The organism is uncultured Amphritea sp., assembly GCF_937127095.1.
Classification (GTDB): domain Bacteria; phylum Pseudomonadota; class Gammaproteobacteria; order Pseudomonadales; family Balneatricaceae; genus Amphritea.
The window spans coordinates 17015-41356 of record NZ_CAKZLP010000017.1 but is presented as its reverse complement, the minus strand read 5'-3'; the positions used below and the strand labels follow the sequence as shown (position 1 = coordinate 41356).

Below are 24342 nucleotides of genomic sequence, written 5' to 3'. Positions count from 1 at the left end.
CCATAACCTGCGAAGAACCAAAAAAAAGCGCCTCTTAATCATATTAAGAGACGCTGAATGCCCAATATCAAAAGACGGGCGGAAATGAAAAAACGACGTACTAGAACATCGTGGTGGGCAACAGCAAGGACAATATAGGGAACGCAATGAGTGCAATAAGGACTATGATATCCATGACCAGGAAGCGCAATACACCCATAAAGATGTCATACACCTTCACTGCTGGAGTGGTGACACTGGCGATCACAAACACGTTAAGCCCCACAGGCGGTGTTATCAAACTGATTTCGAGCAGTTTAATCACGACAACACCAAACCAAACGAGATCCAGTCCATAACCTTCTACCATTGGGATTAAGAACGGTAGCGTCAGTACTAAAATACCCAGTGGATCGAGGAACATACCTAACAGCAGATAGATACCGGCAATCATGACTAGCAACAACCACAGTGACACATCGGCAGACTCGACAATATCCACCAGTGCAGGAGCCATGCCGGTTAAGGCAACAAAGCCAACAAAGATTTTAGCGCCCGCAGCGATAAAAAAGATCGATGTGGTCTGGGTACAGGTTTCTTTTATCGATTGAACGAACTGCTTCCAATTAAGTTTCTTTTGTAAAACACCGACAAGCACGGCCACAAAAGCACTGATCGCGGCAGCTTCTGTCGCCGTAAATACACCGCCGTAAATTCCGCCAATGATAATCGCAAACAAAGTTAAGGCAGGCCAACATTTTATGGCTGCCTTACGACGATCACCCTTTGATAGCTGAACATCTGGAATAGGCGCCGCTTCAGGGTTACGTTTAACCCAAATATAGATAACGACCAAAAAGCCGGCTAGAGAGAGCAATCCAGGAATAATCCCGGCCAAGAAAAGTCGGTTAATCGACATTTCAGTAAATATACCGTAGATGATGAAAAGTACACTTGGCGGAATCAATGAGCCTAGGGTTCCTCCGACCGCAACTGTCGAGGTCGCCAAGCGTTGATCGTAACCCGCCCGCAGCATCTCGGGGCAACAAATTTTACCCATTGCGGAAGCACAAGCGATACTCGAACCGGTGATCGCAGAAAAACCACCACAACCAAATACCGACGCCATGGCGACACCACCAGGGACTTTCATCAACCAAATGCGGGCCGCATGATAAATATCGGTTGTCATGCCGGTGTGATAAGCCACATGCCCTAATAAGACAAACAGTGGAATCATACTCAGGTCATAGGAGTGCACCAGATCAAAGGTATTAGCAAATACCATTGATAGGGTTGGTGCTATGGCGCGTTCGACTTCAAAGCCGCCGGAGCGCGTAGCAAAAATAATAAAAACAAAAGCAGTTGAAACGCCTGCAAGTGTGAAGGCGATAGGAATCCGAATCGCCAGCATGACTAGCGCACAACCGAATCCGATAAGACCTAACGTTAATGGATCCATGAATCAGCTCTCTTCAATGGTGTCGTGAACAGCATCGGTGCGTTTCACTAGATAATCGGCATCGGCTCGGATCGCCGCACGAAGGTCTGCGATACACACAATACTCAAGCGCAAAACAAACAACAGTGCGCCGAGGAAAAAGATAAATCGGCCCGGCCATTTTGGTAAATCCAGATCACCCCAAAAATAGCTGCCCGCCTCTACGGCATGCGCAAATTCGTTCCACCCGGCTACCGCTAGCGGCAGCAAAATAACAAGACTTAAGGTAGAGCCAATGGCCAGAGTCCAAAGCTTTACACGCTCATTCATCCAGTTAAAAAGAAAATCAATCGTGATGTGACTATAGTTAGCGGTCACATAGGCTAGGGGCAAAAAGATAGCGCCGACCATTAACTCACTAACCAGGGTCACATCGTCGGAAACGCCTGCGCCAGAAAACGTCCGCAAGATAACCGTGGTGGTTATCAATAAACCGAGGGCAACAATACACGCCCCAGCAATGGCCAATGCGCCTAGTTCTAATGTTTTAAGCATCACAGTTACCTCTACTATCCAAATAGCTATGAACCTGACGACCAACAGTATTCCGCCTGAATACCATCATTGGTTAACAAGAACCATCCCTAGTTCTCCCAAAAAAACTCAATAAATTAATACCTTAGCGAGCCCAAGGATAGCCCTTTTCATTTAGCTCTTGAGTGTATTTATCCAGCAAACCTCTATAACGGCTAACCATAGCATCACCATCTAAACCGCTTTGCGTCGCACGCTTAGCCCACTCAACGATATAAGGTTCGCCCACCTTAGATAGCTTTTCTGTATCTTCAGCAGACAGGGTGTAAAATTTAAGACCGGCATCTTTTAATGATTTCTCACCGGTAATTTCACCTTCCAAAGCACTTTTAGAAATGTAATCGACATAGTCGGCAGCAACCTCATCAAGTACCTGTTTCTGCGTTGCGCTTAGACGCTCATAAGAGTTTGTATTGATAAACATACCCAGACCCGCGAACAGTCCCCAGTTTACTTTGGTCACGTTGCTGCTGACTTCATAATGCTTGAGGGCAGCGGAAGGCGCCAAATAGCTTTGAGTACAGTCAATCAGTCCAGTATCCAGCCCTTGGTAAGCTTTGTAGATACTCATATTGACGAGGTTTGCACCTAAATCACCAAAACCTTTACCGTAAGCTGAGATACCACGAATGTTCTTATTTTTAATATCATCCAGCGTGCGGATAGGGTCGCCTTTACATACCACAACAACCTTACCGGCACTGTGCGGAGCAACATAAGCGAGGTTCTGCGCAGCCAACTGGGCTTTAATGGCAGGATCTTGCATATGCTCATTCAATGCCCGTGTGCCAACCCAAGCGTCTTGGTTAACAAAAGGCATATCACCGATGCTGTAAGAGACAAGCTCTCTTGGAAAATACCCCTGAATAATGGTACCCATATCAGCAACGCCGGTGGCCACTGATTGACGCGCCGCTTTAGCCTTAAAAAGTGCACCGCCCCATTGGATATTAATTTTTAGATCGCCACCCGAGCGCAACTCAACTTGGTCTGCAAACCACTGAGTATCCGCAGCCCGCTGGCCACGGTTTGGACCTGGTTCGCCAAAGGTCAATACGGTAGAGGCGAATACTGGCACAGCGGTTAAACTCACTGCCGTCATCGTGCTGACAAGTGCCATCTTTTTTATTAGATTCATTCTCAATTCCTTACGGTTCGGTCTAAGCTTTGCTTGTTTTGATTATTTTCGCTGTGCGAAACGTAGTACCAATTTACACTATTAAAAGCAAAAATCAAGGCTCTCGTATTCATTTATACAATCGTCTTTAATCGCTTTACGCCTAACGTCTATACAATATTATTTTTGGGTTATAAATCGTGATCATAGCGGTAATTACGGCATAAATAGGGGTAATATCGGCTTTCACTTCCGCTCACGCACATGATTATCTCTCCTTTTATAGGCACAGATAGAGTACGTATTAAGAGAAAATTATAAAAACACACAATTTTACTTGGCAGAATTTAATTCTGCTTTTTAACATGGTGTGATTATTAATTCAGTATCGATCTAACGGCGTCCTTATTCTGTAGTCCCATGCGCCATATCCATGCGCGTGACTCAGTCAGCGCAGCAGGGTGCTGATGATAAGCACCCTGCTAGTCATGACGTTAGTCTAGCCTCAATGACTGACTAATTGCGTGATAAAGGGCAACGGTGCCAGCGCTTCTTGCAGCCGCTGCCGTACCCCTTCAAGATCTACATGATGCAGCAACACCAGCACTCGCTGATCCTGCTCGATTTCAATCTTCGGTCTCATCGTCAACCCATGCTCTAGACACATCACTTCAACCATGTCACGAACCACCGCTTCCGCCGCTAGCGCCCGTAAACGAGGTTTGTAAATTTTGCCGACATTGGTCATCGGCATTGCATCAAGCACTACCAATTTTTTCGGTCTCGCCGGTGGCTCATCAACCCCCGCAGCAGTGAACGCTAACAACTCGTCTTCAGTCGCACTAGCCCCTTCAATCAGTGTGACGAAAACCACCGGCAGCTCACCCGCATACGCATCCGGCGCACCGACGGCTGCAGCAAACTGCACGGCAGGATGAGCAGACACCACATCTTCAATCTCTTTCGGATCAATGTTATGGCCACTGCGAATGATTAAATCTTTAGAACGGCCACTCAGATGTAGTCGGCCTTGATCATCAAGCCAGCCCAGATCTCCGGTCGCCAACCAACCATCATCGGTAAACGCGTGACCGGTCGACTGTGTATCAAGAAAACCAGAGAAGAGATTAGGTGACTTAAACAGCACCATACCTTGCTCACCCAATGGCATATCATTGTCACTTGCACCACCTTCGCTATCCAAAGCCACGATACGTAACTGTGCATAGGGCAGTCTAAATCCAACACAACCGGTCGGTGCCACAACGCCGGGAGGAGTAATTGCCGAAATACCCGCCATCTCGGTCATCCCCAAGCTCTCGTGGGCATGCAGACCAAATAACCGCTCGAAGCGTCCGGTTAACTCAGGAGAAAGTGGCGCCGCACCAGTACGACAGTATTTGAGCGATGAGATATCAGCCCCATCGAGTGGCACATTAGCCAGCCCCGCTAGCACCGTTGGCACGGCAGACAAAACCGTGACTCGATAGGCTTCCACCAAGCGCCAAAAATCAGTGATCACATCGCGGTTACGATACAGCGCTGTGGTTGGAATAATCGTCTCCATGCCACATGCAAGCGCCGTTAGCGCACCGGGTAAAACACCCGCAACATGAAACAACGGAAAACCATTGATAACGATATCTTGCGATGTACTGCCCTGAAATTTAACACTGGCCCAGGCGGTAAAAACCTGCGCGCCATGTGAATGGCGTGCAAGCTTAGGTGCACCAGTTGTGCCACCGGTATGAAAATACGCGGCAATATCATCCGCTTCGATAATACGCCCGCTGACAAGGTGATCAGTGGGTTGTTCAGCACGAGCAGCGGTAAAATCAATCACATTGTTGGGTAGATCAGACGGCAACGCGGCTTCATCATGCGGGGCAACACGAAGCACATGGGTCAATGTGGGCACTTGGTTGCATATACGCATCGCTTTCGACCAAATACCACTATCGTCATCATTACCATAGGCAATCAACACCTTGGCACGCCCCGCATTCATCAACGAGATCAACTTTTCATCGTTCAACAGCGGATTCAGAGGCTGCACAATCCCGGCCGCTTCACCGCCCCACAATGCTAAGTGATACTCTAAACAGCCCGGTAACATCACAGCCACCGCATCATCAGGTTTTACCCCAAGCTCATGCAGAAGGTTGGCCGTCTGGTTAATACCCGCTAATAATTCGTTGTATGTCCAACGAATAGGCTCCTCAGATAGGTTGGTGGTGCGCAGGAAAGTGAGTGCATTTCGCTCCCCAAACGCGTGCGCCGAATTTCGCATAATTTCATAAGTGCTGCGCACGGGCAACGCCTGCTCCAGCGGAATCTGTTCCAGTTGCTCAATATCGGCCAAACATTTGATCGGAAACGAAGGGGTAAAAGGTTCGTTTATTGTTGTAGTCTGTTTCTGCATTTTACTTCTCTCAAGTAGGTACAATTAAAAGGTGCCTACATGTTGGGATAATTTGGGCCGCCGGCGCCTTCGGGTGTCACCCAGGTAATATTCTGAGATGGGTCTTTGATATCACAGGTCTTACAATGAACACAGTTTTGCGAGTTTATCTGAAACGCTTTGTTGTGCTGCTCGTCCTCGACTATTTCATACACACCTGCCGGACAGAAACGCTGTGCAGGCTCATCAAATAACACGAGGTTATGTGCCAACGGGATCGTGGCATCCTGAAGTTTGAGATGGCAGGGTTGATCTTCTGCATGATGGGTATTCGACAAAAAGACAGAAGACAATTTATCGAAGCTAAACACACCATCAGGCTTTGCGTAGTCGATTTTGTGGCATTCTGACGCGGGCTTCAGCTGCGCAAAATCAGGTTTAAGGTCATGCAAGGTAAAGGGTAACTTACCTTTGAAACAGTTCTGATCCAAATAGTTAAACACACCGCCAAAGACCATACCAAACTTATGCATCGCAGGGCCAAAATTACGTGAGCACTGCAGCTCTTCATTTAGCCAGCTACGCTTAAAGTCTTCACCGAATTGGGTCAAATCCTTGCCGCCGCCATCGCCACTCGCAAGGACACCTATCAATGTATCGGCAGCGATCATACCGCTCTTCATGGCCGTATGGCTGCCCTTAATTTTGGCAAAATTCAAAGTGCCCGCGTCGCAACCGATTAGTAGGCCACCAGCGAAGCTCATTTTCGGTAAAGAATTAAAGCCCCCCTTAGCAATGGCACGTGCACCATAGGACACCCGCTTTCCACCGTCTAAATATTGTTTGAATACCGACTGGTGCTTCATCCGCTGCATTTCATCGAACGGGCTCAGATAGGGATTTTCGTAACTAAGATCGGTGATTAATCCCAGCACGACTTGATTATTCTCGGAGTGGTATAAGAATGATCCACCCGCCGCATTTTTACCTAAAGGCCAACCGGCCCCATGAATAACCAGACCGGGTTTATGTTTTGCCGGATCGATATCCCACAGTTCTTTAATACCTAGGCCATAGTGCTGAGGGTCGCTATCACTATCAAGATTAAATCGGCTGATTAACTCTTTGCCTAAGTGACCACGGCAACCTTCAGCAAACAGAGTGTATTTGGCATGTAGTTCCATACCCGGCATATAGCTATCTTTTGGTTGTCCATTTTCATCGACACCCATATCACCGGTAGCAATCCCTTTGACTGCGCCATCATCACGATAAAGAATTTCAGCAGCGGCGAAACCGGGGAAAATCTCAACCCCTAATGATTCGGCTTTTTCGGCCAGCCAACGCGTCAGATTGCCCAAACTAATAACGTAGTTACCTTCATTATGCATCGTGCTTGGCACCATGCAATTAGGTATCTTGGTGGCTTTCTGCTCATCTTTAAACAGGTAAATTTCGTCAGCACTAACTTTCTCGCCTAATGCCAGCCCCTGCTCTTCCCAATCAGGAAAGAGTTCGTTAAGTGCGCGAGGCTCAAACACCGCACCCGATAATATATGGGCGCCAACCTCTGAACCTTTCTCTACGACACAGACCATTAATTCCTGATCATTGACTTGAGCCTGCTGCATCAATCGACAAGCAGCAGAGAGCCCGGCGGGTCCTGCTCCAACAATGACAACATCAAATTCCATCGCTTCGCGTTGCACGATAGCCTCCAAATAATTATTTAGATCGTTACTGCCGTTAAAGCGTGCAATGACATCGCTACCCTCACGCCATAAGGGCAACACACCATCCATGACTCAACGTCTTTTATAAAAAAGCCCTAAGTAAAACTTAAGGCGAAGCCAGCACCCTTAAAATGGTGCTGGTCTACCAGGGAAAACGCTATGAGATGATACAACTCAGAGGCTATGCGCTAACTCAGGCACTGCATCAAACAGGTCATCGACCAAGCCAAAGTCGGCCACTTGAAAGATAGGAGCTTCTTCATCTTTATTAATAGCAACAATGACTTTAGAGTCTTTCATACCCGCTAAATGCTGGATCGCACCTGAAATACCGACAGCAATATACAGATCCGGGGCAACAATTTTACCCGTCTGCCCTACTTGCATATCGTTGGGTGCATAACCGGCATCCACAGCGGCACGAGAGGCGCCTACCGCAGCACCCAGCTTATCCGCGACCTGCTCTAATAGGTTGAAGTTACTACTATTACCCATGCCTCGACCACCCGAAATAATGACCTTGGCACTGGTCAGTCCAGGTCGATCCGATTGCGCCAGTTCCTCTTTAACAAAAGAAGACAAGCCTGCATCCGTAACCTTATCCAGCGATTCAATCGTTGCACTACCATCACACGCAGCAGCATCAAACCCCGTTGCCCGCACCGTAATCACCTTAACCTTATCCATAGATTGCACGGTCGCGATGGCATTACCCGCATAGATAGGCCGCTTAAACGTATCGACACTGACAACCGCTGTGATCTCAGAGATCTGCGATACATCTAAGGTCGCTGCAACCCTAGGCATAAAGTTCTTACCATTGGTAGTCGCTGGTGCCAGCACATGACTGTAATCTGCCGCCAACTCAGTCACTAACAGACTGATATTTTCCGCTAACTGATGAGCGTAGACCGAATGATCTGCCACCAGTACGCGGTTCACACCGCTAATCTTGGCGGCTTGCTCTGCAACTGCGTTGCAGTTCTCACCCGCAAGTAATAAATCGACGTTGCCGCCAATCTGGACAGCGGCGGTCACCGTGTTAAGGGTTTCATCCTTTAAGGACCCATTATCGTGTTCAGCAATAACCAGAATACTCATATCAGATAACCTTTGCTTCATTTTTTAGCTTTTCAACCAACTCACCCACACTACCGACGAGCACGCCGGCACTTCGCTCTTGTGGGGATTCAACAAGTAAGGTTTTAAGTCCCGATATGACATTGACGCCAAAGTCAGCTGGCGTTTTAACATCCAGAGGCTTGCGTTTAGCTTTCATGATATTGGGCAAAGACGCATAGCGAGGTTCATTTAACCGCAGATCTGTGGTGATAATCGCGGGCAAATTCAGCGACAGTGTTTGTAGACCACCATCGATTTCGCGCGTCACTTCAACGCAGTTTTCACCCACGTTAATCTCTGAGGCAAAGGTTCCTTGAGACATGCCGGCCAGCGTCCCGAGCATTTGCCCTGTCTGGTTATTATCGGCATCGATCGACTGCTTGCCTAAAATAACCAAATCTGGCTGCTCAACCTCGACCACCTTGGCTAACAACTTAGCAATGGCCAGAGACTCTAACGGCTCATCGGTTTCCACCAAAATACCGCGGTCAGCCCCTAAAGCCATCGCCGTGCGAATTTGCTCCTGAGCCACCTTCGGTCCAATAGAAACGACGATTACCTCATCAGCAACCCCCTTCTCTTTCAGGCGAACGGCTTCCTCTACCGCTATTTCACAGAAGGGGTTCATCGCCATTTTTACATTGGTAAGATCAACACCCGATTGATCACTTTTAACGCGGACCTTGATGTTGTAATCAATCACTCGCTTAACGGCCACTAATACTTTCATAGCTCTACCTTACTATTATCGGTTGGCAACTCAGCCGGCAGCGGCTTTATTAATTAATGATTGCAAATGGTAATCACGCGAACCCAACTGATTATTAATACAGGTTAGACGCTTGAAAAAGTGCCCTACATCTAGTTCATCAGTAATGCCCATACCACCGTGAAGCTGCACCGCTTGCTGGCCAACTAAACGTCCGGCACTGCCAATCTTAACTTTCAACATCGACGCCACACGGCTTGCTTCTGGACCACCTTTAGCCACTTCCATCGCAGCAAAATACACCATCGACTTAGCTTGCTCGGTTTCCATAAACATATCGGCTAAACGGTGCTGCAATACCTGAAAACGACTGATCGGCTGGTCAAACTGCTGCCTAGTCTTGATATATTCTGACGTCGCAGCTAACAGTTTCTCCATGATGCCGACTGCTTCAGCGCCTAACGCGACAATCGCCTCGTTCAGTACCAACTCAATGGCTGGCGCAGCCGAATCGGCCTGGCCCAGGATAGACGACGCGGGCACGGTTACTTCAGTCAAACCAACGTCAGCGGCACGAAGCCCATCATTCGTGGCATATCCACGCAACTGCACGCCGGCTGACTTAGGGTCGATCAAAAATAGAGTGATACCTTCAGCGTCACCCACGGCACCCGAGGTGCGGGCTGGCACTAATAAGTAATCTGCAGATTCAGCACCGAGGACCACCGCTTTATGGCCATTCAATACATACTGGTCACCCTGCTTCTCAGCACGAGTTTTCGTTTGAGACACATCAAAGGCAGCTTGAGCCTCGCTATGGGCCAAGGCCAGTTTTAGTTCGCCGGCAACAACCTGCTCAAGCAGTTCCAGTTTTTGAGCATCGTTCGCTTGCTTCTGAATCAGGTTCGCGCCTAGCAAAACGGTCGCGTAATAAGGTTCGACCAATAGGCCCTTACCAAACTCTTGCTGCAACACCATCGTGTCGACCAAGTCACCATCCAAACCGCCATAGGGTTCTTTGATCGGTAGCGCTAACCATCCGAGTTCAGCAAATAACTTCCAGTTATCCTCACTGTATCCCGCTGGACTGTTAGATAACCCCCGACGGGTTTCAAAGTCATAGTCATTTTGAATAAATTTTGCTGCGCTATCCTGCATCATTTGCTGAATATCGTTCAGTGAAAAATCCATCACTACTCTCCTATAGCCCTAGCACTTGCTTGGCGATGATGTTCTTCTGAATTTCATTAGTTCCGCCGTAGATACTGACTTTACGATCGTTGTAATAAGTCGGTGCAGCTTTAGCGGCAAACAGTGGCCCGATTGACTCGCCATCGAAGCCTTCGGTGTACTGTTCAGGGACAAATGGCAAGGCGTAAATACCGGCGATTTCAAGTACCAGCTCATCCAACATCTGGATCATTTCTGAGCCTTTGATCTTTAAAATTGACGACTCAGGCCCCGGTGCTTTACCGGTTGAAACAGACGATAGTACTCGCAGCTCGGTATACTCTAGCGCCTTAAGCTCAACCTCGATCTCGAGTAACCGAGCCATAAACACAGCATTAGAGTTGAGGTCTTCTCCCCTTGCTGCTGCTTCATCAATCATTTTCTTAATCGAATTAAGTCGTGCCTTAGACTCGGCAACACGGGCAATACCTGTCCGCTCATGGGTCAGCAGAACCTTGGCATAGGTCCAACCCTTACCTTCTTCACCAATTAAGTTATTGGCAGGCACACGTACATCATCAAAATGCACTTCATTGACTTCATGAGTGCCATCGATAGTGATGATCGGCGTCACACTTACACCAGGCGTCTTCATATCGATCAGGAGAAAACTAATACCCTGTTGCTTGCGACCACTATCATCGGTACGAACCAAGCAGAAGATCCAGTCCGCATGCTGACCTAATGTTGTCCATGTTTTAGTACCACTAACAATGTAGCTATCACCATCACGAACGGCTTTAGTCTTCACTGAAGCCAGATCGGAGCCAGCATTCGGCTCAGAATACCCCTGACACCACCAAACATTGGTCGCCAGAATATCGGGTAAAAATCGCGCCTTTTGCTCTTCAGAACCATAGGTGTAGATAACCGGTGCCACCATCGCCAACCCAAACGGAATAATGCGAGGTGATTTTGCTTCGGCGGCTTCCGTTGCAAAAATATACTTCTGCGTCGCTGACCAACCCGTACCACCGTGCTCTACTGGCCAGTTGATACCCGCCCAGCCTTGATCATATAAAGCTTTCTGCCAAACGATATGATCGTTTTTGGTGAGGTAGATACCCTTTTCCTGCTTATCCTTTACCGCAGCAGGAAACTTATGTTTAAAAAATTCCCGCACCTCTTCACGAAAGGCGAGTTCTTCGTTTGTAAAATCTACATTCATCTCTTCACTCCAGCCTAAGAATATCTTCATTGCAAAATATAGTACCAATATAAATTAAAACAGACAACGAATTATGACTTTTATTTTCGCATAGCGAAACTACAGTTCACAAAAAGTAAGCGCATTTAATCTCTTAAAGCAACCCAGATGGTCATGAAAGCAACCATGAAAATGGCTCAATTAGGGCAATAATAGGGAGGTAAGCAACACAGGAGGGGCAAATCATGAATACACTGACGAACCAAACCTAGGTAGTGATATAGACAATAGAGAGAGGTAGAGCAGGCAATAACGAATATGTAACATACAGCGCTATCAATGATGACTAGCGAGAGCTAATCGATCTCGCCCCCAGATGCTCAACGCAAGCAAGCCGGGCAGTTACCTTAAAGATCGAACCCAATAAGCAGAAAATAGGCTACCAGCAGCGAGGCTGAGCAGCCGTAGAGACATGTTTGGCCTGCCGCTTCGTGTTAGCACTCAACGGCCTGGACCAAGGATGTAACAACCTATCATTTCTTCAGCTTAGCACTCAGCTTTTGACGCACGGCGATAGATTCATCGGACTGCAGCATCTGATTAAACAACATAAACTCTTCTGTCATTCGCTCTTTCAGCACTTGATGCTGACCCTGCTTAAGTAACAGCTTGGTAATCGATAGCGCCTCAACAGGCTGTTGCGCCAGTTGCACAGCTTTATCAAAACCGAATGTCTTGATATCTTGATCCGCTACAATACGTGTCACGAAACCGGCATCAAGTGCCGTTTGAGAGGTGAAAAAGTCGCCTAACATCAATAACTCTGCCGCTAAACGATGTCCTGCCAATGCGGGCACCATTAAACTGGAGCCCGCTTCAGGACAGACACCCAGCGCAACAAACGGTAAGCGAAAGCGAGTCTCGGGAGCGGCATAAACCAAATCACAATGAAGTAAAATGGTAGCACCAATACCCACCGCCAAACCTGCAACAGCGGCCACAACCGGTTTACTGAAATCATGTATGACTTCTAACATGACCGCTGCAGGTGAGGGTTTACTTGGATCTCGATCATTAAAATCAGCGAGATCATTACCCGCCGTGAAGGCATCCGCCGTGCCGTACAATAAAACAGACTTAATTTGCGAGTCCTGTTCGGCTATTAAAAATGCCGAACGAATCGCATCATACATCGCACGATTAAGCGCGTTTTTCTTGTCCGGTCGATTAAGACCGATCTGCATGACACCCTGTTCGCATGTAACATCAATAAATTCTGAATTAGACATTGCTTTTCACTCAACTGAAAAAACTTAAGCTGGCTCTCACCCGCTTCTCAGTTACAACTTAGAGACAGAACTCATTCGCTGTAATGCTTCGTTAGCCTGACTCTCGAGGGTGGCAATAATATCGGCCATCGGCTCAATCTGTTTTACAAACGCAAGTGCATGCCCAGCAGACAACACACCACGGCTACAGTCACCGGTCACATAAGCTTCGCGGCCTATTTTTCCAGAAATGAGAGGCAGTAAGTCTTGAATAGTGACATGCTCTAATTCAGCTTCTTTTGCTTGTACTAGCGCGGTTGTATCATTCTTAAGCGCGCGAACCGTGTTACGAATACTCGACATAATCAGGGTCGTATCTGACTCCGACACATTGATCAAATGACGCTTAAAGTCATCATGTGCCCAGATTTCCTCGGCAACCAGCAGCTTCGTGCCCATCACAACCCCTGAAGCCCCCATCATCATCGCCGCAGCGATTTGTGAGCCATGACCGACGCCGCCGCCAATCAGGTAGGGAATCTCCAGCTTCTCTAACGCCATCGCCGAATTAACGAAACTACCTATCATTTCCATCCCAGGATGCCCACCACACTCAGCACCAACGATCGAAACGGCATCGACACCGATAGCCTGTGCTTTGAGCGCATACTTAACTGCAGGCACTTTATGCAGCACCTTTACCCCTGCCGCTTTTAGCATCGGCAGATAAGCTTCAGGGTTGCGCCCCGATGTCTCTACAACTTTAATGCCTTCATCAATGATAATTTGAAAAACCTCTTCGGTTTTTTCACCCGGCACCAGCTTAGGCAGCATCGAAACATTGACACCAAAGGGGGCATCACCGCACAGTTCACGACATTTTCGAATCTCAGCGCGCAGATCATCTTCCTCAGGAAACATGGCCGCCACGATAAATCCAAGAATTCCAGCGTTAGCCGCCGCAGCGACATACTCTGCGTTGGCCAGCCACATTAAACCGCCAGCAACGATCGGCAGCCGAGTGCCAAAAAGCGCTTTAAAATCTCGGCCGGATTCAACACTAGACATTATATTTCTCCCCATTCAAAAGCAGGGTTGAAGTTGCCCGGCCGCTAAGCCGAGACAGACCCTGCTGATACAAACAATTATTATTTTGGTGTTATCAATGCTGTTCTGAAGCCCACTGGGAGAGTGTTTTACCCTCTTTCACCAACGTCTCAAGCAATGCTGAGGGAGCCCAATTCTGCTCACCGTGCAACTCACGATATTCGCAAAGGGTTGTATAAACAGTCTCTAAGCCAACGGTATCGGCAAAGAACATAGGTCCACCCCGATACACGGGGAAGCCATAGCCAAAGGCAAACACAACATCAATATCGCTAGGCCGCTGCGCTACGCCTTCCTCTAGGATCTTGAACCCTTCATTGATCATGGCGAAGATTAAGCGGTTAACGACTTCCTCATCAGTCACATCGCGACGAGTGATGCCTTGCTTTTGCGCCTCCTCCTCAATCACTTGTAAAACTTCAGGGTCCGAACTGCGCGCACGGGTCACTGGGTCATATAGATAATAGCCCGCCCCAACTTTCTGGCCGACACGTCCCATCTCTGCCAACCTATCGGCAATACAGTAACTCTTAGGGTCGCCCTTCTCTTCATCGGTTAACGCCTGACGCGCCTTATAACCGATATCGATACCGGCCAAATCGCCGACTGACAAAGGCCCCATCGCCATGCCCCAATTCGTCATCACCTGGTCTATTTTTTCAGGCGTCGAACCTTCAATCAAACACAGCTGCGCTTCACGCAAATACTGGCGATACATTCGGTTGCCGATAAAGCCATAACAAACACGGGATAACACCGGTACTTTTTTTATTTTTTGGGCTACTGCCATCGATGTCGCTAGCACGTCATCATTGGTCTTCTCACCTCGCACAATCTCCAGCAGCTTCATCACGTTCGCAGGGCTAAAGAAGTGCAAACCGATAACATCTTCGGGGCGCGAAGTTGCTGCGGCGATTTCATCCACGTTTTGGTAAGACGTATTGGACGCTAAAATAGCCCCGGGCTTACAGACCGAATCAAGCTTAGCGAAAACCTCTTTCTTGATTTCAATGTTTTCAAACACAGCTTCAATAACCATGTCCACATCGGTTAAATCATCATAGGAGGTGGAACCGGTCACCAAACTCTGTCGCTTAGTAGACTCGGTTTCAGACAACCTACCTTTCTTGACGGTCGCTGCGTAGTTCTTACTAATGATATCCATGCCACGCTGTAGCGCTTCATCATTAATCTCTAACAAGGTTACCGGAATGCCAACATTGACAAAGTTCATGGCGATCCCTCCACCCATTGTGCCACCGCCGATAATACCAACAGATTTAATCTCTCGAATTGGCATATCCTTAGCCAAGCCTTTCACTTTAGCGGACCGCCTCTCAGCAAAGAACAGGTGCCGCATAGAAGCTGACTGAAATGAATCTCTTAGTTCAAGGAACGCCTCTCTTTCGCGTTGTAGACCCTCATCAAAGGGCAGACTCACGGCTGCTTCAACGCAGGAAACAATATGCTGAGGTGCCATTTGGCCACGGGCACGCTTAGATAAATTCGCCCGGTATTGGTCAAAAAGCCCTTCACTCACGGTGGACGGATCAATGACGATGTCACGTACACGCTTCAACTCGGCATTCACGGCTAATAGCGTGTTCGCATAGTCGAGTGCGCCTGCCAATAAATCACCCTCAACCACTTTATCGATCAATCCTAAACCTTCAGCCTTAGCCGCAGAAATAGGATTACCGGACAACATGAGATCCAGCGCCGCTTGAGGACCAATCAGACGCGGAATACGTTGTGTACCACCCGCGCCCGGGAGTAAACCAAGCTTTACTTCTGGCAAACCAATCTTCGCCGAAGACAATGCACAACGATAATGACAGGTTAGGGCTGTTTCAAAACCACCACCGAGTGCCGTTCCATGAATAGCCGCGACGATCGGTTTTGTCGAGTTCTCAATGATGCTCAATAATTGAGGCAGCGACGGCGCGATTGGGGGCTTACCAAACTCGGTAATATCCGCCCCAGCAATAAAGGTGCGGCCCGCACAGATAAGTATCAATGCTTTAGATGCATCACTCTGTGCCGCTTCAACAGCTCCCTTAACCCCTTCGCGCATCGGCTGCGACAGAGCATTAACCGGTGGGTAATTGATAGTGATAACACCGATATCACCATGACGCTCATATTCAACAACTGACATACAAGTAATCCTCACTCGTGACTCGAATTAAACACGCTCAATAACAACAGCAATACCCTGACCAATACCTATACACATGGTCGCGAGGGCGTAACGGCCACCGGTACGTTCAAGTTGACGTAATGCTGTTAATACAATTCGCGCCCCACTAGCACCCAATGGATGACCGATGGCGATAGCGCCACCATTTTGGTTAACACGAGAATCATTGAAATCTACATCGAGCAATTTCATGCAACCCAACGCCTGAACAGCAAACGCCTCGTTAAATTCCAAGACATCCATATCCGCTAACGTTAGACCTGCTCTAGCCAGCGCTTTTTGTGAAGCGGGGACAGGACCCAGTCCCATAACACGGGGGTCAACACCGGCGATAGCTCCGGCTAAAATACGTCCACGGGGCTTAATACCCGCTTTTTCGCCGACGCTTTCATTACCAATAATCAGCGCTGAAGCACCATCATTGATACCCGAGGCATTACCAGCCGTCACCACACCACCTTCAAACAGTGGGCGTAGCTTTTGAAGTACATCCATATCAGTGCTCGGGCGAGGATGCTCATCCGCATCAACAACTAACACTGGCTTTTTACGGCCTTGAGGAACATCAACAGGAATAATCTCATCGCTGAAATACCCGGCTGTGCGAGCAGCTTCATACTTGACCTGTGAAACAGCCGCAAACTGATCACTCTCTTCACGAGAGATACCTAAATCGGCAGCAATGTTATCTGCAGTCTCAGGCATTGAGTGGCCACCAAACTGACTGATAATACGAGGGTTCGTAAAGCGAGCCCCCATTGTGGTGTCGGCCAATACTTGGCCACGATCAAATGCACTCGCTGACTTTGATAAAACCAATGGCGCACGGCTCATCGATTCAACACCACAGGCAACAAACAACTCACCTTCGCCACAGCGTACCCCACGAGCAGCATCTAAGGTCGCAGCCAGGCTAGAGCCGCACAAGCGGTTGACCGTCAAGCCACCGGTTTCAATCGGCAAGCCAGCCAGCAAACCAGCAAAACGTGCAACATTACGGCTATCTTCACCCGCTTGGTTGGTGCTACCTGCGATCACATCTTCATAAAGACCAAAATCGAAATCGTTGCGATCAACCAACGTCTTAATCACCTGAGCCAGCAAATCATCCGGACGCAAAGGTGAAAGTACACCACCATAACGACCAAATGCGCTACGACCACCATCATAAATAAAAGCACCAGACATATTAAACTCCAAAAACAACTTTAAGTTTTGCTCTGCGAAATGCATTTTCACTTTAATGTTTTTTAATATCACTTGCAACCCGATTTTGAAATTTATGATTTGGTGTCTTTAAACATGAAGGAGTTGTTAAGAAGATTATGAAAAAAAGGTAGCTAGAATCGCCCATGAAATCAGCGAAAACAGTGTCAGCCAGAAATAAAAAAGTGATTCATTAACGATGCAAGCCGCTGCCTCTACCGCAACAAATAGGCAAAGATCTTTTATGAAAGACGAGACCTTACAAACCTTAAAGAGGTCTAGTTCTAGACGCTAGGATCAAAAATCACGTCCTGATAAGAAACGTTGTGAGGCTATCGAAAGTTGACCACTACCACGGATTAATCCGCGAAGTGGGTGCCATTAGCAAACGTACATAGAGAGAAAAGAGCACTACAACTCCATCTAGCGATAATACGAGCCAAGGGGAACAACCATTGTGCAACGAACCAGTGAAAGAACACGCCCATAACAACAACGATAGAGAAGACAATAACAAAATCAGAGACTTGAAAATCGACAGATAGAAACGAAGACTTTTACTCTTAAATAAAAAAAATTTTAAATATCAGAAATATAGTGTTTAAAATATCATCCTTAACAAATTAAGCCTCAGCAGTAAAACTGGCTGAGGCTAACAACAAACAGCTGATTGTTGATGCTAGAACGATCGCGACTCATCTTTTTCAGTTATTCAATTCGCTGAGCAGAACACCCTCTGGCGAATCAGAACCCGATCGAAGTCTGAAAGTCCCTTCTGCTATAGCCAGCAACTTACCGTACTGATCGAAGAGCTCACCGCTACTATTGAATATGCGTCGTCCACCGGCCCTTTTCTTACCAACCGCTCGCACCACACCTTCGCCACATTGCCCTGTAAAGGTAATTGTTAAAGACAGAGTAATGGCCATGCGAATACGCTCGGGGTCAGGACAAAACAACCCCGCTTCCGCACAAACAACATCCAGCAAAGAGGAAATAACACCTCCATGCATAATCCCTGCGCGATTAAGATGTTGAGGTTTTAGCTTAAGTTCAAGCACGGCAGAATCTTCATTTCTTTCCACTACCTGGTACCCAAGAGAAGCTGGAAAATTGTCAATATCAACTTTCACGACCTCTTGTTCCGCTCCAGAGCTTACTTCTCTTAAATTGTTACGCATTTCAATTACACCATTTTTATACAAAAAAACATAATATCATTTCATCAGGCGGAATTGAAATTCATTTATAAAGCAATATACTCTAGCTAAGATTCTCCATTAAAACCGGACGATTAACAGCACTGCCATAACCCTAACCACTTGCTTTTACAGGATTAAGATATGCTGCCTCAAGTACTCAGAGAAACGGACCCATCCCTCGAACAGTGGCACAACGCACTAGCAAGCATTGTTAAACAGGGGATTAATACGCAATCGGTCGGCTATTTGGTAGATACTATTCGTTTCATTATTAACGGTGACAACAGCAGTATTACAATCTTTCACAAAGATGCACGACCAAAGCATATCTGCAGTCAAGACCCTGACAACGACAGCACTCAACATAGTCATCAGTATTATATTAACAATACAGATCACCACAGCCCCTTTTACCGACTCGCCATGAATGGCTCGGCAGAAGGGGTATATACCTTGTCAGAAGTCGTTTCCCGCGAGCACAGGCAGAGCCTGTCTAATCACTCTCGTTATGGCCGCCGGTTTAACCTGACAGATGAGATCTGCATGCTTATTCCAACAGAGAAAAGCACCAGTATTCAAATTTCCGTAAAACGCACTAAGGGTGGCTCAAGCTTTACAACAACAGAGCACGAATTTTGTCGCAGTGTATTCTCGATTGTGCGAGAAATATCATTGAAGTGGTATCAAGCATTCCAGCAGAGCGAAAAACAACCATTGCTCAGCCCTCATTTGGATAATGCATTAAGGAACTTTGGACACTCGCTGCTGACACGACGCGAATGCGAAACATTAGAAATGATGCTCCGCGGCCACAACATTACATCAACAGCCACAAAACTAAATATCAAACCTGAAACGGTTAAGCATCACCGTAAAAACCTCTATACCAAACTAGACGTTAGCTCTCAGGTAGAGGTGTTCCATTTATTTTTAGATTCATTGAGAACGATGACTGAAAGTTCAGCAGCAGACCCTCTTGTCGATTACCTAAAACATATCGACAACACATCGGTTACAAAGGAAGTACTCAGCAGTAACTCAACAGCATAACACCGCTGCACACCATAAAGCGGCAAAATAGCGGCAAAATAGCGGTGCCCTATCTCCGCTAGGCCGTCAGGCAAGTTCAGTACATTAGGGTGTTTGAGACCTAGGTTGCCTCTAATAACGTCTTAACATTCCTTATAGACGCTTATCTTTAAAACAGAAAATTCAACAGCAACCTGGTTGTCAGGGTTAACGCCTGCAAAGATATGAAGGTCAATGTCGTGATGAATAACGCTAAAGCGCTTTCAACGAATCGACAGGTTTTTAAACAATACCTCTTCTCAAAGTAACAATAATGCTATTAAGCAATCTCACGGTTAAGTGCTTAAACACCCATGTTTACAATATCGCGGACAACATGAATTAACTGCGGCGCAAATAAATCTGTAACCATCTCAGCAGTCACCAGATAGCTCGGTCCACCGACACTTAAACACATTGTTTTGCCATCTTGAAGACGGAAAGGCACTGCCACGGCGTTAACCATTTTGTCCCAGTCACCCAATGAAAGGCAGTAACCATTTTCTTCATAGCAGGTTACAGCGTCTTCTATGCCGGCGGCTATTGCTGGCCACTTATCGCCGCTTTTACTTTCCAGCATGTTAAGGAAAACTTCCCGCTCATCTGCATTTAAAGAGGCTAGATATGCCCGACCTGCAGAAGAGGTTTCCATCGGTAAACGAGAACCAACGTCCATACGCAAAGATTGAGAGTTATCGCCGCGACAGTTTTCAACATAAATCATTGAAAGCCGCTCTCGAGTAACCAGCCCAACCGACACCTTTGTGCGATGAGCGAGATCATCCATCAATGGTTTAACAACTTGTCTCACTTTCAAATTGGACGTGTAGGCATAGCCGAGCGCTAAAACACCCGCATCAAGTTGATACTTTTCCAACCGAGGTGAATAGCTAAGATAGCCTAACTCCATAAGGGTATATGTCATTCGGGATACTGTTGGTTTCGGTAAGCCTGTAATCGATGCAATTTCCTGATTACCGAGTACGCCGCCGCCATAACTAAACGCTCGAAGGATATCCAAGCCTCTGGCTAACGCCTCGACAAACTTCCGATTTTTGACTTCATCTTTTTCTCTGGGAAAGTCCATCATATTGTTTGTACACCTTAAAAATATCTAAATTAAAATTATTTAAACAGTGAATTCCATTTAAGCCCACAGATCCAGTGATTAGTGAATTATAGTTCCATTCATGATGAATGGGTAGGTTCTAAGCGTGCTTACGCATCCTTAAAAAGCCCCGTTGTCGAAATAACGCCTCTACTTGCAAAAAAACAGCAGAAATAGAAACTTATCCGCCTTTCTGCAGGCCTCAGGCTTTCTCGTCAAACACGCCCGATTAACCCCTAGGCATCCAAGCGACCTATCGAAATGTCAGATAGTCTTAGGCTAGGAAATATCGCCGTCATCAAAGAGAACAATAAAACCTTTTACTAACAAAAAATCAATATTAATTTCGCATGGCGGAATTCAATTATGCATATTGACCCTGGGATTCATTTGATATAGCTTAACAAACCATTCATATCGTCCCTATCGGATACTGATGGTAGACGAGTAAATTTTGCTATTGACGAATAATGGCCATAGGAAATAAGAACAATGATACATGGTGATGACATATTCATGGGTAAACCAGCCAACGAGATAACAAACTCTCTTCCCGCTAGAGTCAGCCATAAAATCAAACAATGGATCAAGAAAACCCCAGACGCATTCGCTCTCAATGAACGTTCACGTAGCTGGACTTTTGCTCAACTAGGGCAAGCGATTGATGCCGCTCGGTTGCACCTTGAACAGCATCAAGTACGCCCGGGTGATCGGGTTATGATCATTGGTGAAAACTCCTGCGCCCTCATTGCATTTATCATGGCCGCGAGTGAAATGGATGCTTGGATTGCGATCATCAACGCTCGCCTATCTAAGCACGAAATAGAAGGCATAAAACTTGATTGCGAGCCTCGCCATATCGTCTACACGGCGGAGTGCTCAAGCGAAGCTAAATCACATGCACAGGGACAAAACGCCACCTTTCAACAGCATCCCCTTCTAGGTGAGATCGCTTACAGTGGCACCCTTGAAGCAACCCCTGAACCCGTTTCAGAAAGCGGAAAAGATCAAGTCTTCGCCATGATCTATACCTCGGGCACCACAGGGCAACCGAAAGGCGTTATGCTCACCCATCAGAATATTGCGTTTGTCGCAACCATCTCTGGAGAGCTGCGAGATCTGTCTCAATCAGACCGAGTCTATGCCGTACTGCCTATTTCCCATGTCTTTGGTCTCGCGTCAACATGCTTAGGCACACTGTTTGTTGGCGGCTGCCTTTACTTAGCGCCTCGCTTCGACACCACCTTATGTATCAAAGCATTATTAGAACAGCGCATTACCGTATTACAAGGAGTTCCCCCAATGTTCTGTGCGTTGGTCGATTACCTGAAGAACACCAAGGGAATGAGTGCCGATGATTTACACCTTCGTTATATTTCTTGCGGTGGTGCACCTCTTGACCCTGAAACGAAAAAGCTCACCGAAGAGTTTTTCAAAATACCGTTGAACAACGGCTATGGCATGACCGAAACAAGCCCCACCATTACTCAAACCAGAATTGATGAGCCATTAGAAAGCTGTGCCACCGGCCGGCCAATCCCCGGGGTTGAAATTCGCCTTGTGGCTAAGGATGGTACTAATGTCGCCAAAGGAGAAGTAGGTGAACTTTGGATCAGAGGGCCAAACGTAATGAAAGGTTATTTTCGTAAGCCAGAACAAACAGCAGAAATTATTAACAGTGACGGATGGCTCAACACCAAAGACCTCGCTCAGGCAGATGAATTAGATAATGTTTATATTATTGGCCGCACCAAAGAGATGATCGTAAAATCAGGCTTCAATGTATACCCAGCCGAAGTTGAAGCGGCCCTCAACACACACCCTTTGGTCGTCCAGTCAGCAGTTATTGGTAAACAGGTCCAAGGGGATGAAACGGTTCTGGCATTCGTTCAGCCTTCCGCAGAAAGCAACCTCACCGTCGAAATGCTCAAGCAGCACTGCCGACAACTTTTATCCCCCTATAAATGCCCCTCTCAAATCACCATCATGCAGGAACTTCCGGCAACGGCAACCGGTAAGATACTGAAAAGCAAGTTAAAAACTCAAGCAGTGGCATGAAAGACTCTAGCCATTGACACTCGCTGACGTTAACCACGTCAGCGGCCCTACCTATCCGTCAGGGCTCAGAGAAAACGTCTCCCATCATCTTAAGATAATGTTGCTCAACATCTATTTCGATGTGTGGCTTTGCGAACGGCAACCACACACTGAATGCAGCCCAGTATTAAAATAATTAGCCCGCCTGGAGGGATAGAGCCAATGATTAATATCCTGTCAGCACTCTGTCTGATACTCACGATGGCGGCAACGGTTTGCTATCAATTGCTTGGTGATACCTTCTATATGCTTTGCGCTGCCATCGCGACCATCGCCTTTTTCGCGATGCAATGGTCACAGATGAATACCACGGCCCGGATTCTGTTAGGTGCTGCCGCATCTTCAACCCTGCTGCTTAGCTTAACTCAAGATCCTCTCAATACCGCCGCAACGGCACTGTCTCGAGCCTGCTATTTCGCTACCTTTTTAGTTGCTCTCACTTTTTTACGCCTTGCGGCTAAGCACTCAATGATGGTGAGCCGATGCGGTGAATTGGTTGTCAATCAACCACCCGCTCTACGCTATGGCATCATTTCATATGCCAGTTATATCGTTGGTATTGTCCTCAATTTTGGTGTTATTCATCTTCTTGGACAGATGATCGCTAAAGGCAACACGCTGGAATCGGCCGGTAACCTCATCCGTATACAAGAGAAACGACGCCAGCGAATGAGCCTTGCCCTTCTCAGAGGTTTTGCTGTTCTCCCTCTAGCGTCTCCGTTCTCGATTACCATGACGTTAATGCTAGCCGCTATTCCTGATTTAAACTGGCTGAAATTATTGCCTATCGGCATCGCCACGGCAGCCATGCTGATCTTGCTCGGCTGGATTCTTGATTACGTTCAAAATCCACACCCTGCCCCCATCGAAGCACAATACAAAGGCTTGACCCTCAGCTGGCTGCCTGCTTGGAAATTTTTAGCGCTCATCCTCTCGATTTTCTCGCTAGCGGCGCTGATCGAACGATTCACACCGGCAAACCTATCACTTGCAATTATTATCTTAAGCCCGGTTTTTGGCATCTTGTGGATTTACTTAAGACACTATCGAGAAGGCAAGGCATGTAAGCACACCTATCAACAGGTCAAACTCGAGCTACCACATGAGATAATAGGACTGCGCTCGGAAATAAGCATAATGACTGGCGCCTGCTTCTTTGGCATCATCATTGCCGACACTCTCCCCCACGACACGCTAGTGCAATTGGTCGAAGTGGTGCACATTACAGGCACACCATTAGCCATTACGGCGTGTGTCTTGATAACACTTTTATCGCATATCGGACTAAACCCCATCGTCACGGTAACGATCATCGCGTCAGTTCTAACCCCTGCCGAATCGTTTGAGCTATCCCCAGAATTGCTGGCGATTGGATTAATGTCAGGATGGTGCCTTGCCATGAACTCATCTCCGGTTGCTATCCCGACACTACTGATAAGTAAAATAACGGACTGCCTGCCGAGGATAATCACCTACCGCTGGAATGTTCTATACACACTACTTAGCATTATTGGATTAAGTGCTTGGCTTAGCGTTTTGAATTCGACTTTATTCAGCCTATAGGTTTTCTGCTAGGTTGATGCTCATTGAACGACCGAATCGAGTCTCTTCAA

General features: G+C 47.1%; 18 protein-coding genes. 3 read left to right on the top strand and 15 right to left on the bottom strand.

Annotation, left to right across the window (positions count from 1 at the left end):
- Positions 1–100: 100 nt before the first annotated feature.
- The 14 genes from Q0499_RS03745 to Q0499_RS03680 form a co-directional block, all read right to left on the bottom strand.
- Positions 101–1441 carry a TRAP transporter large permease gene (locus Q0499_RS03745; protein ID WP_299196159.1) on the bottom strand — a complete coding sequence of 447 codons (1341 nt, stop codon included), beginning with the start codon at positions 1439–1441 and terminating at the stop codon, positions 101–103.
- Between the two features lie 3 nt (positions 1442–1444).
- A complete protein-coding gene (locus Q0499_RS03740; protein ID WP_299196157.1) occupies positions 1445–1975 on the bottom strand; it encodes a TRAP transporter small permease in 531 nt (176 codons plus the stop codon).
- Between the two features lie 124 nt (positions 1976–2099).
- Complete coding sequence (locus Q0499_RS03735) at positions 2100–3152, bottom strand: C4-dicarboxylate TRAP transporter substrate-binding protein (protein ID WP_299196155.1); 1053 nt, start codon at positions 3150–3152, stop codon at positions 2100–2102.
- A 484-nt stretch (positions 3153–3636) separates the two neighbouring features.
- Positions 3637–5553 (bottom strand): acyl-CoA synthetase, encoded by a 1917-nt coding sequence (locus tag Q0499_RS03730; protein ID WP_299196153.1) that lies wholly within the window; start codon positions 5551–5553, stop codon positions 3637–3639.
- Between the two features lie 35 nt (positions 5554–5588).
- Complete coding sequence (locus tag Q0499_RS03725; RefSeq protein ID WP_299196252.1) at positions 5589–7226, bottom strand: electron transfer flavoprotein-ubiquinone oxidoreductase; 1638 nt, start codon at positions 7224–7226, stop codon at positions 5589–5591.
- 213 nt (positions 7227–7439) lie between these two features.
- The gene (locus tag Q0499_RS03720; protein WP_299196151.1) at positions 7440–8366 is read right to left on the bottom strand and encodes an FAD-binding protein; all 927 of its coding nucleotides are present in this window, start codon (positions 8364–8366) and stop codon (positions 7440–7442) included.
- A 1-nt stretch (position 8367) separates the two neighbouring features.
- Positions 8368–9117 (bottom strand): electron transfer flavoprotein subunit beta/FixA family protein, encoded by a 750-nt coding sequence (locus tag Q0499_RS03715; RefSeq protein WP_299196149.1) that lies wholly within the window; start codon positions 9115–9117, stop codon positions 8368–8370.
- A 30-nt stretch (positions 9118–9147) separates the two neighbouring features.
- Positions 9148–10287 carry an acyl-CoA dehydrogenase gene (locus Q0499_RS03710; protein WP_299196148.1) on the bottom strand — a complete coding sequence of 380 codons (1140 nt, stop codon included), beginning with the start codon at positions 10285–10287 and terminating at the stop codon, positions 9148–9150.
- Between the two features lie 10 nt (positions 10288–10297).
- Complete coding sequence (locus Q0499_RS03705; RefSeq protein ID WP_299196146.1) at positions 10298–11494, bottom strand: acyl-CoA dehydrogenase family protein; 1197 nt, start codon at positions 11492–11494, stop codon at positions 10298–10300.
- A gap of 512 nt (positions 11495–12006) precedes the next feature.
- Complete coding sequence (locus Q0499_RS03700; RefSeq protein WP_299196144.1) at positions 12007–12717, bottom strand: enoyl-CoA hydratase-related protein; 711 nt, start codon at positions 12715–12717, stop codon at positions 12007–12009.
- A 96-nt stretch (positions 12718–12813) separates the two neighbouring features.
- Complete coding sequence (locus Q0499_RS03695; RefSeq protein WP_299196142.1) at positions 12814–13809, bottom strand: nitronate monooxygenase; 996 nt, start codon at positions 13807–13809, stop codon at positions 12814–12816.
- Positions 13810–13903: 94 nt separating this feature from the next.
- The gene (locus tag Q0499_RS03690) at positions 13904–16006 is read right to left on the bottom strand and encodes a 3-hydroxyacyl-CoA dehydrogenase NAD-binding domain-containing protein (protein ID WP_299196140.1); all 2103 of its coding nucleotides are present in this window, start codon (positions 16004–16006) and stop codon (positions 13904–13906) included.
- Between the two features lie 27 nt (positions 16007–16033).
- Positions 16034–17236: a 3-oxoadipyl-CoA thiolase gene (locus Q0499_RS03685; protein WP_299196138.1), complete on the bottom strand. Its 1203-nt coding sequence runs from the start codon at positions 17234–17236 to the stop codon at positions 16034–16036.
- 722 nt (positions 17237–17958) lie between these two features.
- The gene (locus Q0499_RS03680) at positions 17959–18435 is read right to left on the bottom strand and encodes a PaaI family thioesterase (RefSeq protein ID WP_299196136.1); all 477 of its coding nucleotides are present in this window, start codon (positions 18433–18435) and stop codon (positions 17959–17961) included.
- A 162-nt stretch (positions 18436–18597) separates the two neighbouring features.
- Here Q0499_RS03680 and Q0499_RS03675 point away from each other — a divergent pair, with 162 nt between their 5' ends.
- A complete protein-coding gene (locus Q0499_RS03675) occupies positions 18598–19506 on the top strand; it encodes a helix-turn-helix transcriptional regulator (RefSeq protein ID WP_299196134.1) in 909 nt (302 codons plus the stop codon).
- A gap of 322 nt (positions 19507–19828) precedes the next feature.
- Here Q0499_RS03675 and Q0499_RS03670 read toward each other — a convergent pair whose 3' ends face one another.
- Positions 19829–20614 (bottom strand): IclR family transcriptional regulator, encoded by a 786-nt coding sequence (locus tag Q0499_RS03670; protein WP_299196132.1) that lies wholly within the window; start codon positions 20612–20614, stop codon positions 19829–19831.
- A gap of 534 nt (positions 20615–21148) precedes the next feature.
- Between Q0499_RS03670 and Q0499_RS03665 the strand changes: the two genes are divergently transcribed.
- Both Q0499_RS03665 and Q0499_RS03660 read left to right on the top strand, forming a co-directional pair.
- Positions 21149–22690, top strand: coding sequence for a class I adenylate-forming enzyme family protein (locus Q0499_RS03665; RefSeq protein ID WP_299196130.1), 1542 nt, complete (start codon positions 21149–21151; stop codon positions 22688–22690).
- A 201-nt stretch (positions 22691–22891) separates the two neighbouring features.
- The gene (locus Q0499_RS03660; protein WP_299196127.1) at positions 22892–24292 is read left to right on the top strand and encodes a hypothetical protein; all 1401 of its coding nucleotides are present in this window, start codon (positions 22892–22894) and stop codon (positions 24290–24292) included.
- The last annotated feature ends 50 nt before the right edge of the window (positions 24293–24342 follow it).

Bases quoted from the DNA above. Each gene is read 5' to 3' on its own strand.
- Q0499_RS03705 (WP_299196146.1), bottom strand. From the start codon at position 11,494: ATGAATGTAGATTTTACAAACGAAGAACTCGCCTTTCGTGAAGAGGTG.
- Q0499_RS03735 (WP_299196155.1), bottom strand. From the start codon at position 3,152: ATGAATCTAATAAAAAAGATGGCACTTGTCAGCACGATGACGGCAGTG.
- Q0499_RS03745 (WP_299196159.1), bottom strand. From the start codon at position 1,441: ATGGATCCATTAACGTTAGGTCTTATCGGATTCGGTTGTGCGCTAGTC.
- Q0499_RS03740 (WP_299196157.1), bottom strand. From the start codon at position 1,975: ATGCTTAAAACATTAGAACTAGGCGCATTGGCCATTGCTGGGGCGTGT.
- Q0499_RS03725 (WP_299196252.1), bottom strand. From the start codon at position 7,226: ATGGAATTTGATGTTGTCATTGTTGGAGCAGGACCCGCCGGGCTCTCT.
- Q0499_RS03710 (WP_299196148.1), bottom strand. From the start codon at position 10,287: ATGGATTTTTCACTGAACGATATTCAGCAAATGATGCAGGATAGCGCA.
- Q0499_RS03665 (WP_299196130.1), top strand. From the start codon at position 21,149: ATGGGTAAACCAGCCAACGAGATAACAAACTCTCTTCCCGCTAGAGTC.
- Q0499_RS03700 (WP_299196144.1), bottom strand. From the start codon at position 12,717: ATGCAGATCGGTCTTAATCGACCGGACAAGAAAAACGCGCTTAATCGT.
- Q0499_RS03730 (WP_299196153.1), bottom strand. From the start codon at position 5,553: ATGCAGAAACAGACTACAACAATAAACGAACCTTTTACCCCTTCGTTT.
- Q0499_RS03660 (WP_299196127.1), top strand. From the start codon at position 22,892: ATGATTAATATCCTGTCAGCACTCTGTCTGATACTCACGATGGCGGCA.
- Q0499_RS03695 (WP_299196142.1), bottom strand. From the start codon at position 13,809: ATGTCTAGTGTTGAATCCGGCCGAGATTTTAAAGCGCTTTTTGGCACT.
- Q0499_RS03715 (WP_299196149.1), bottom strand. From the start codon at position 9,117: ATGAAAGTATTAGTGGCCGTTAAGCGAGTGATTGATTACAACATCAAG.
- Q0499_RS03720 (WP_299196151.1), bottom strand. From the start codon at position 8,366: ATGAGTATTCTGGTTATTGCTGAACACGATAATGGGTCCTTAAAGGAT.
- Q0499_RS03675 (WP_299196134.1), top strand. From the start codon at position 18,598: ATGCTGCCTCAAGTACTCAGAGAAACGGACCCATCCCTCGAACAGTGG.
- Q0499_RS03685 (WP_299196138.1), bottom strand. From the start codon at position 17,236: ATGTCTGGTGCTTTTATTTATGATGGTGGTCGTAGCGCATTTGGTCGT.
- Q0499_RS03680 (WP_299196136.1), bottom strand. From the start codon at position 18,435: ATGCGTAACAATTTAAGAGAAGTAAGCTCTGGAGCGGAACAAGAGGTC.
- Q0499_RS03670 (WP_299196132.1), bottom strand. From the start codon at position 20,614: ATGATGGACTTTCCCAGAGAAAAAGATGAAGTCAAAAATCGGAAGTTT.
- Q0499_RS03690 (WP_299196140.1), bottom strand. From the start codon at position 16,006: ATGTCAGTTGTTGAATATGAGCGTCATGGTGATATCGGTGTTATCACT.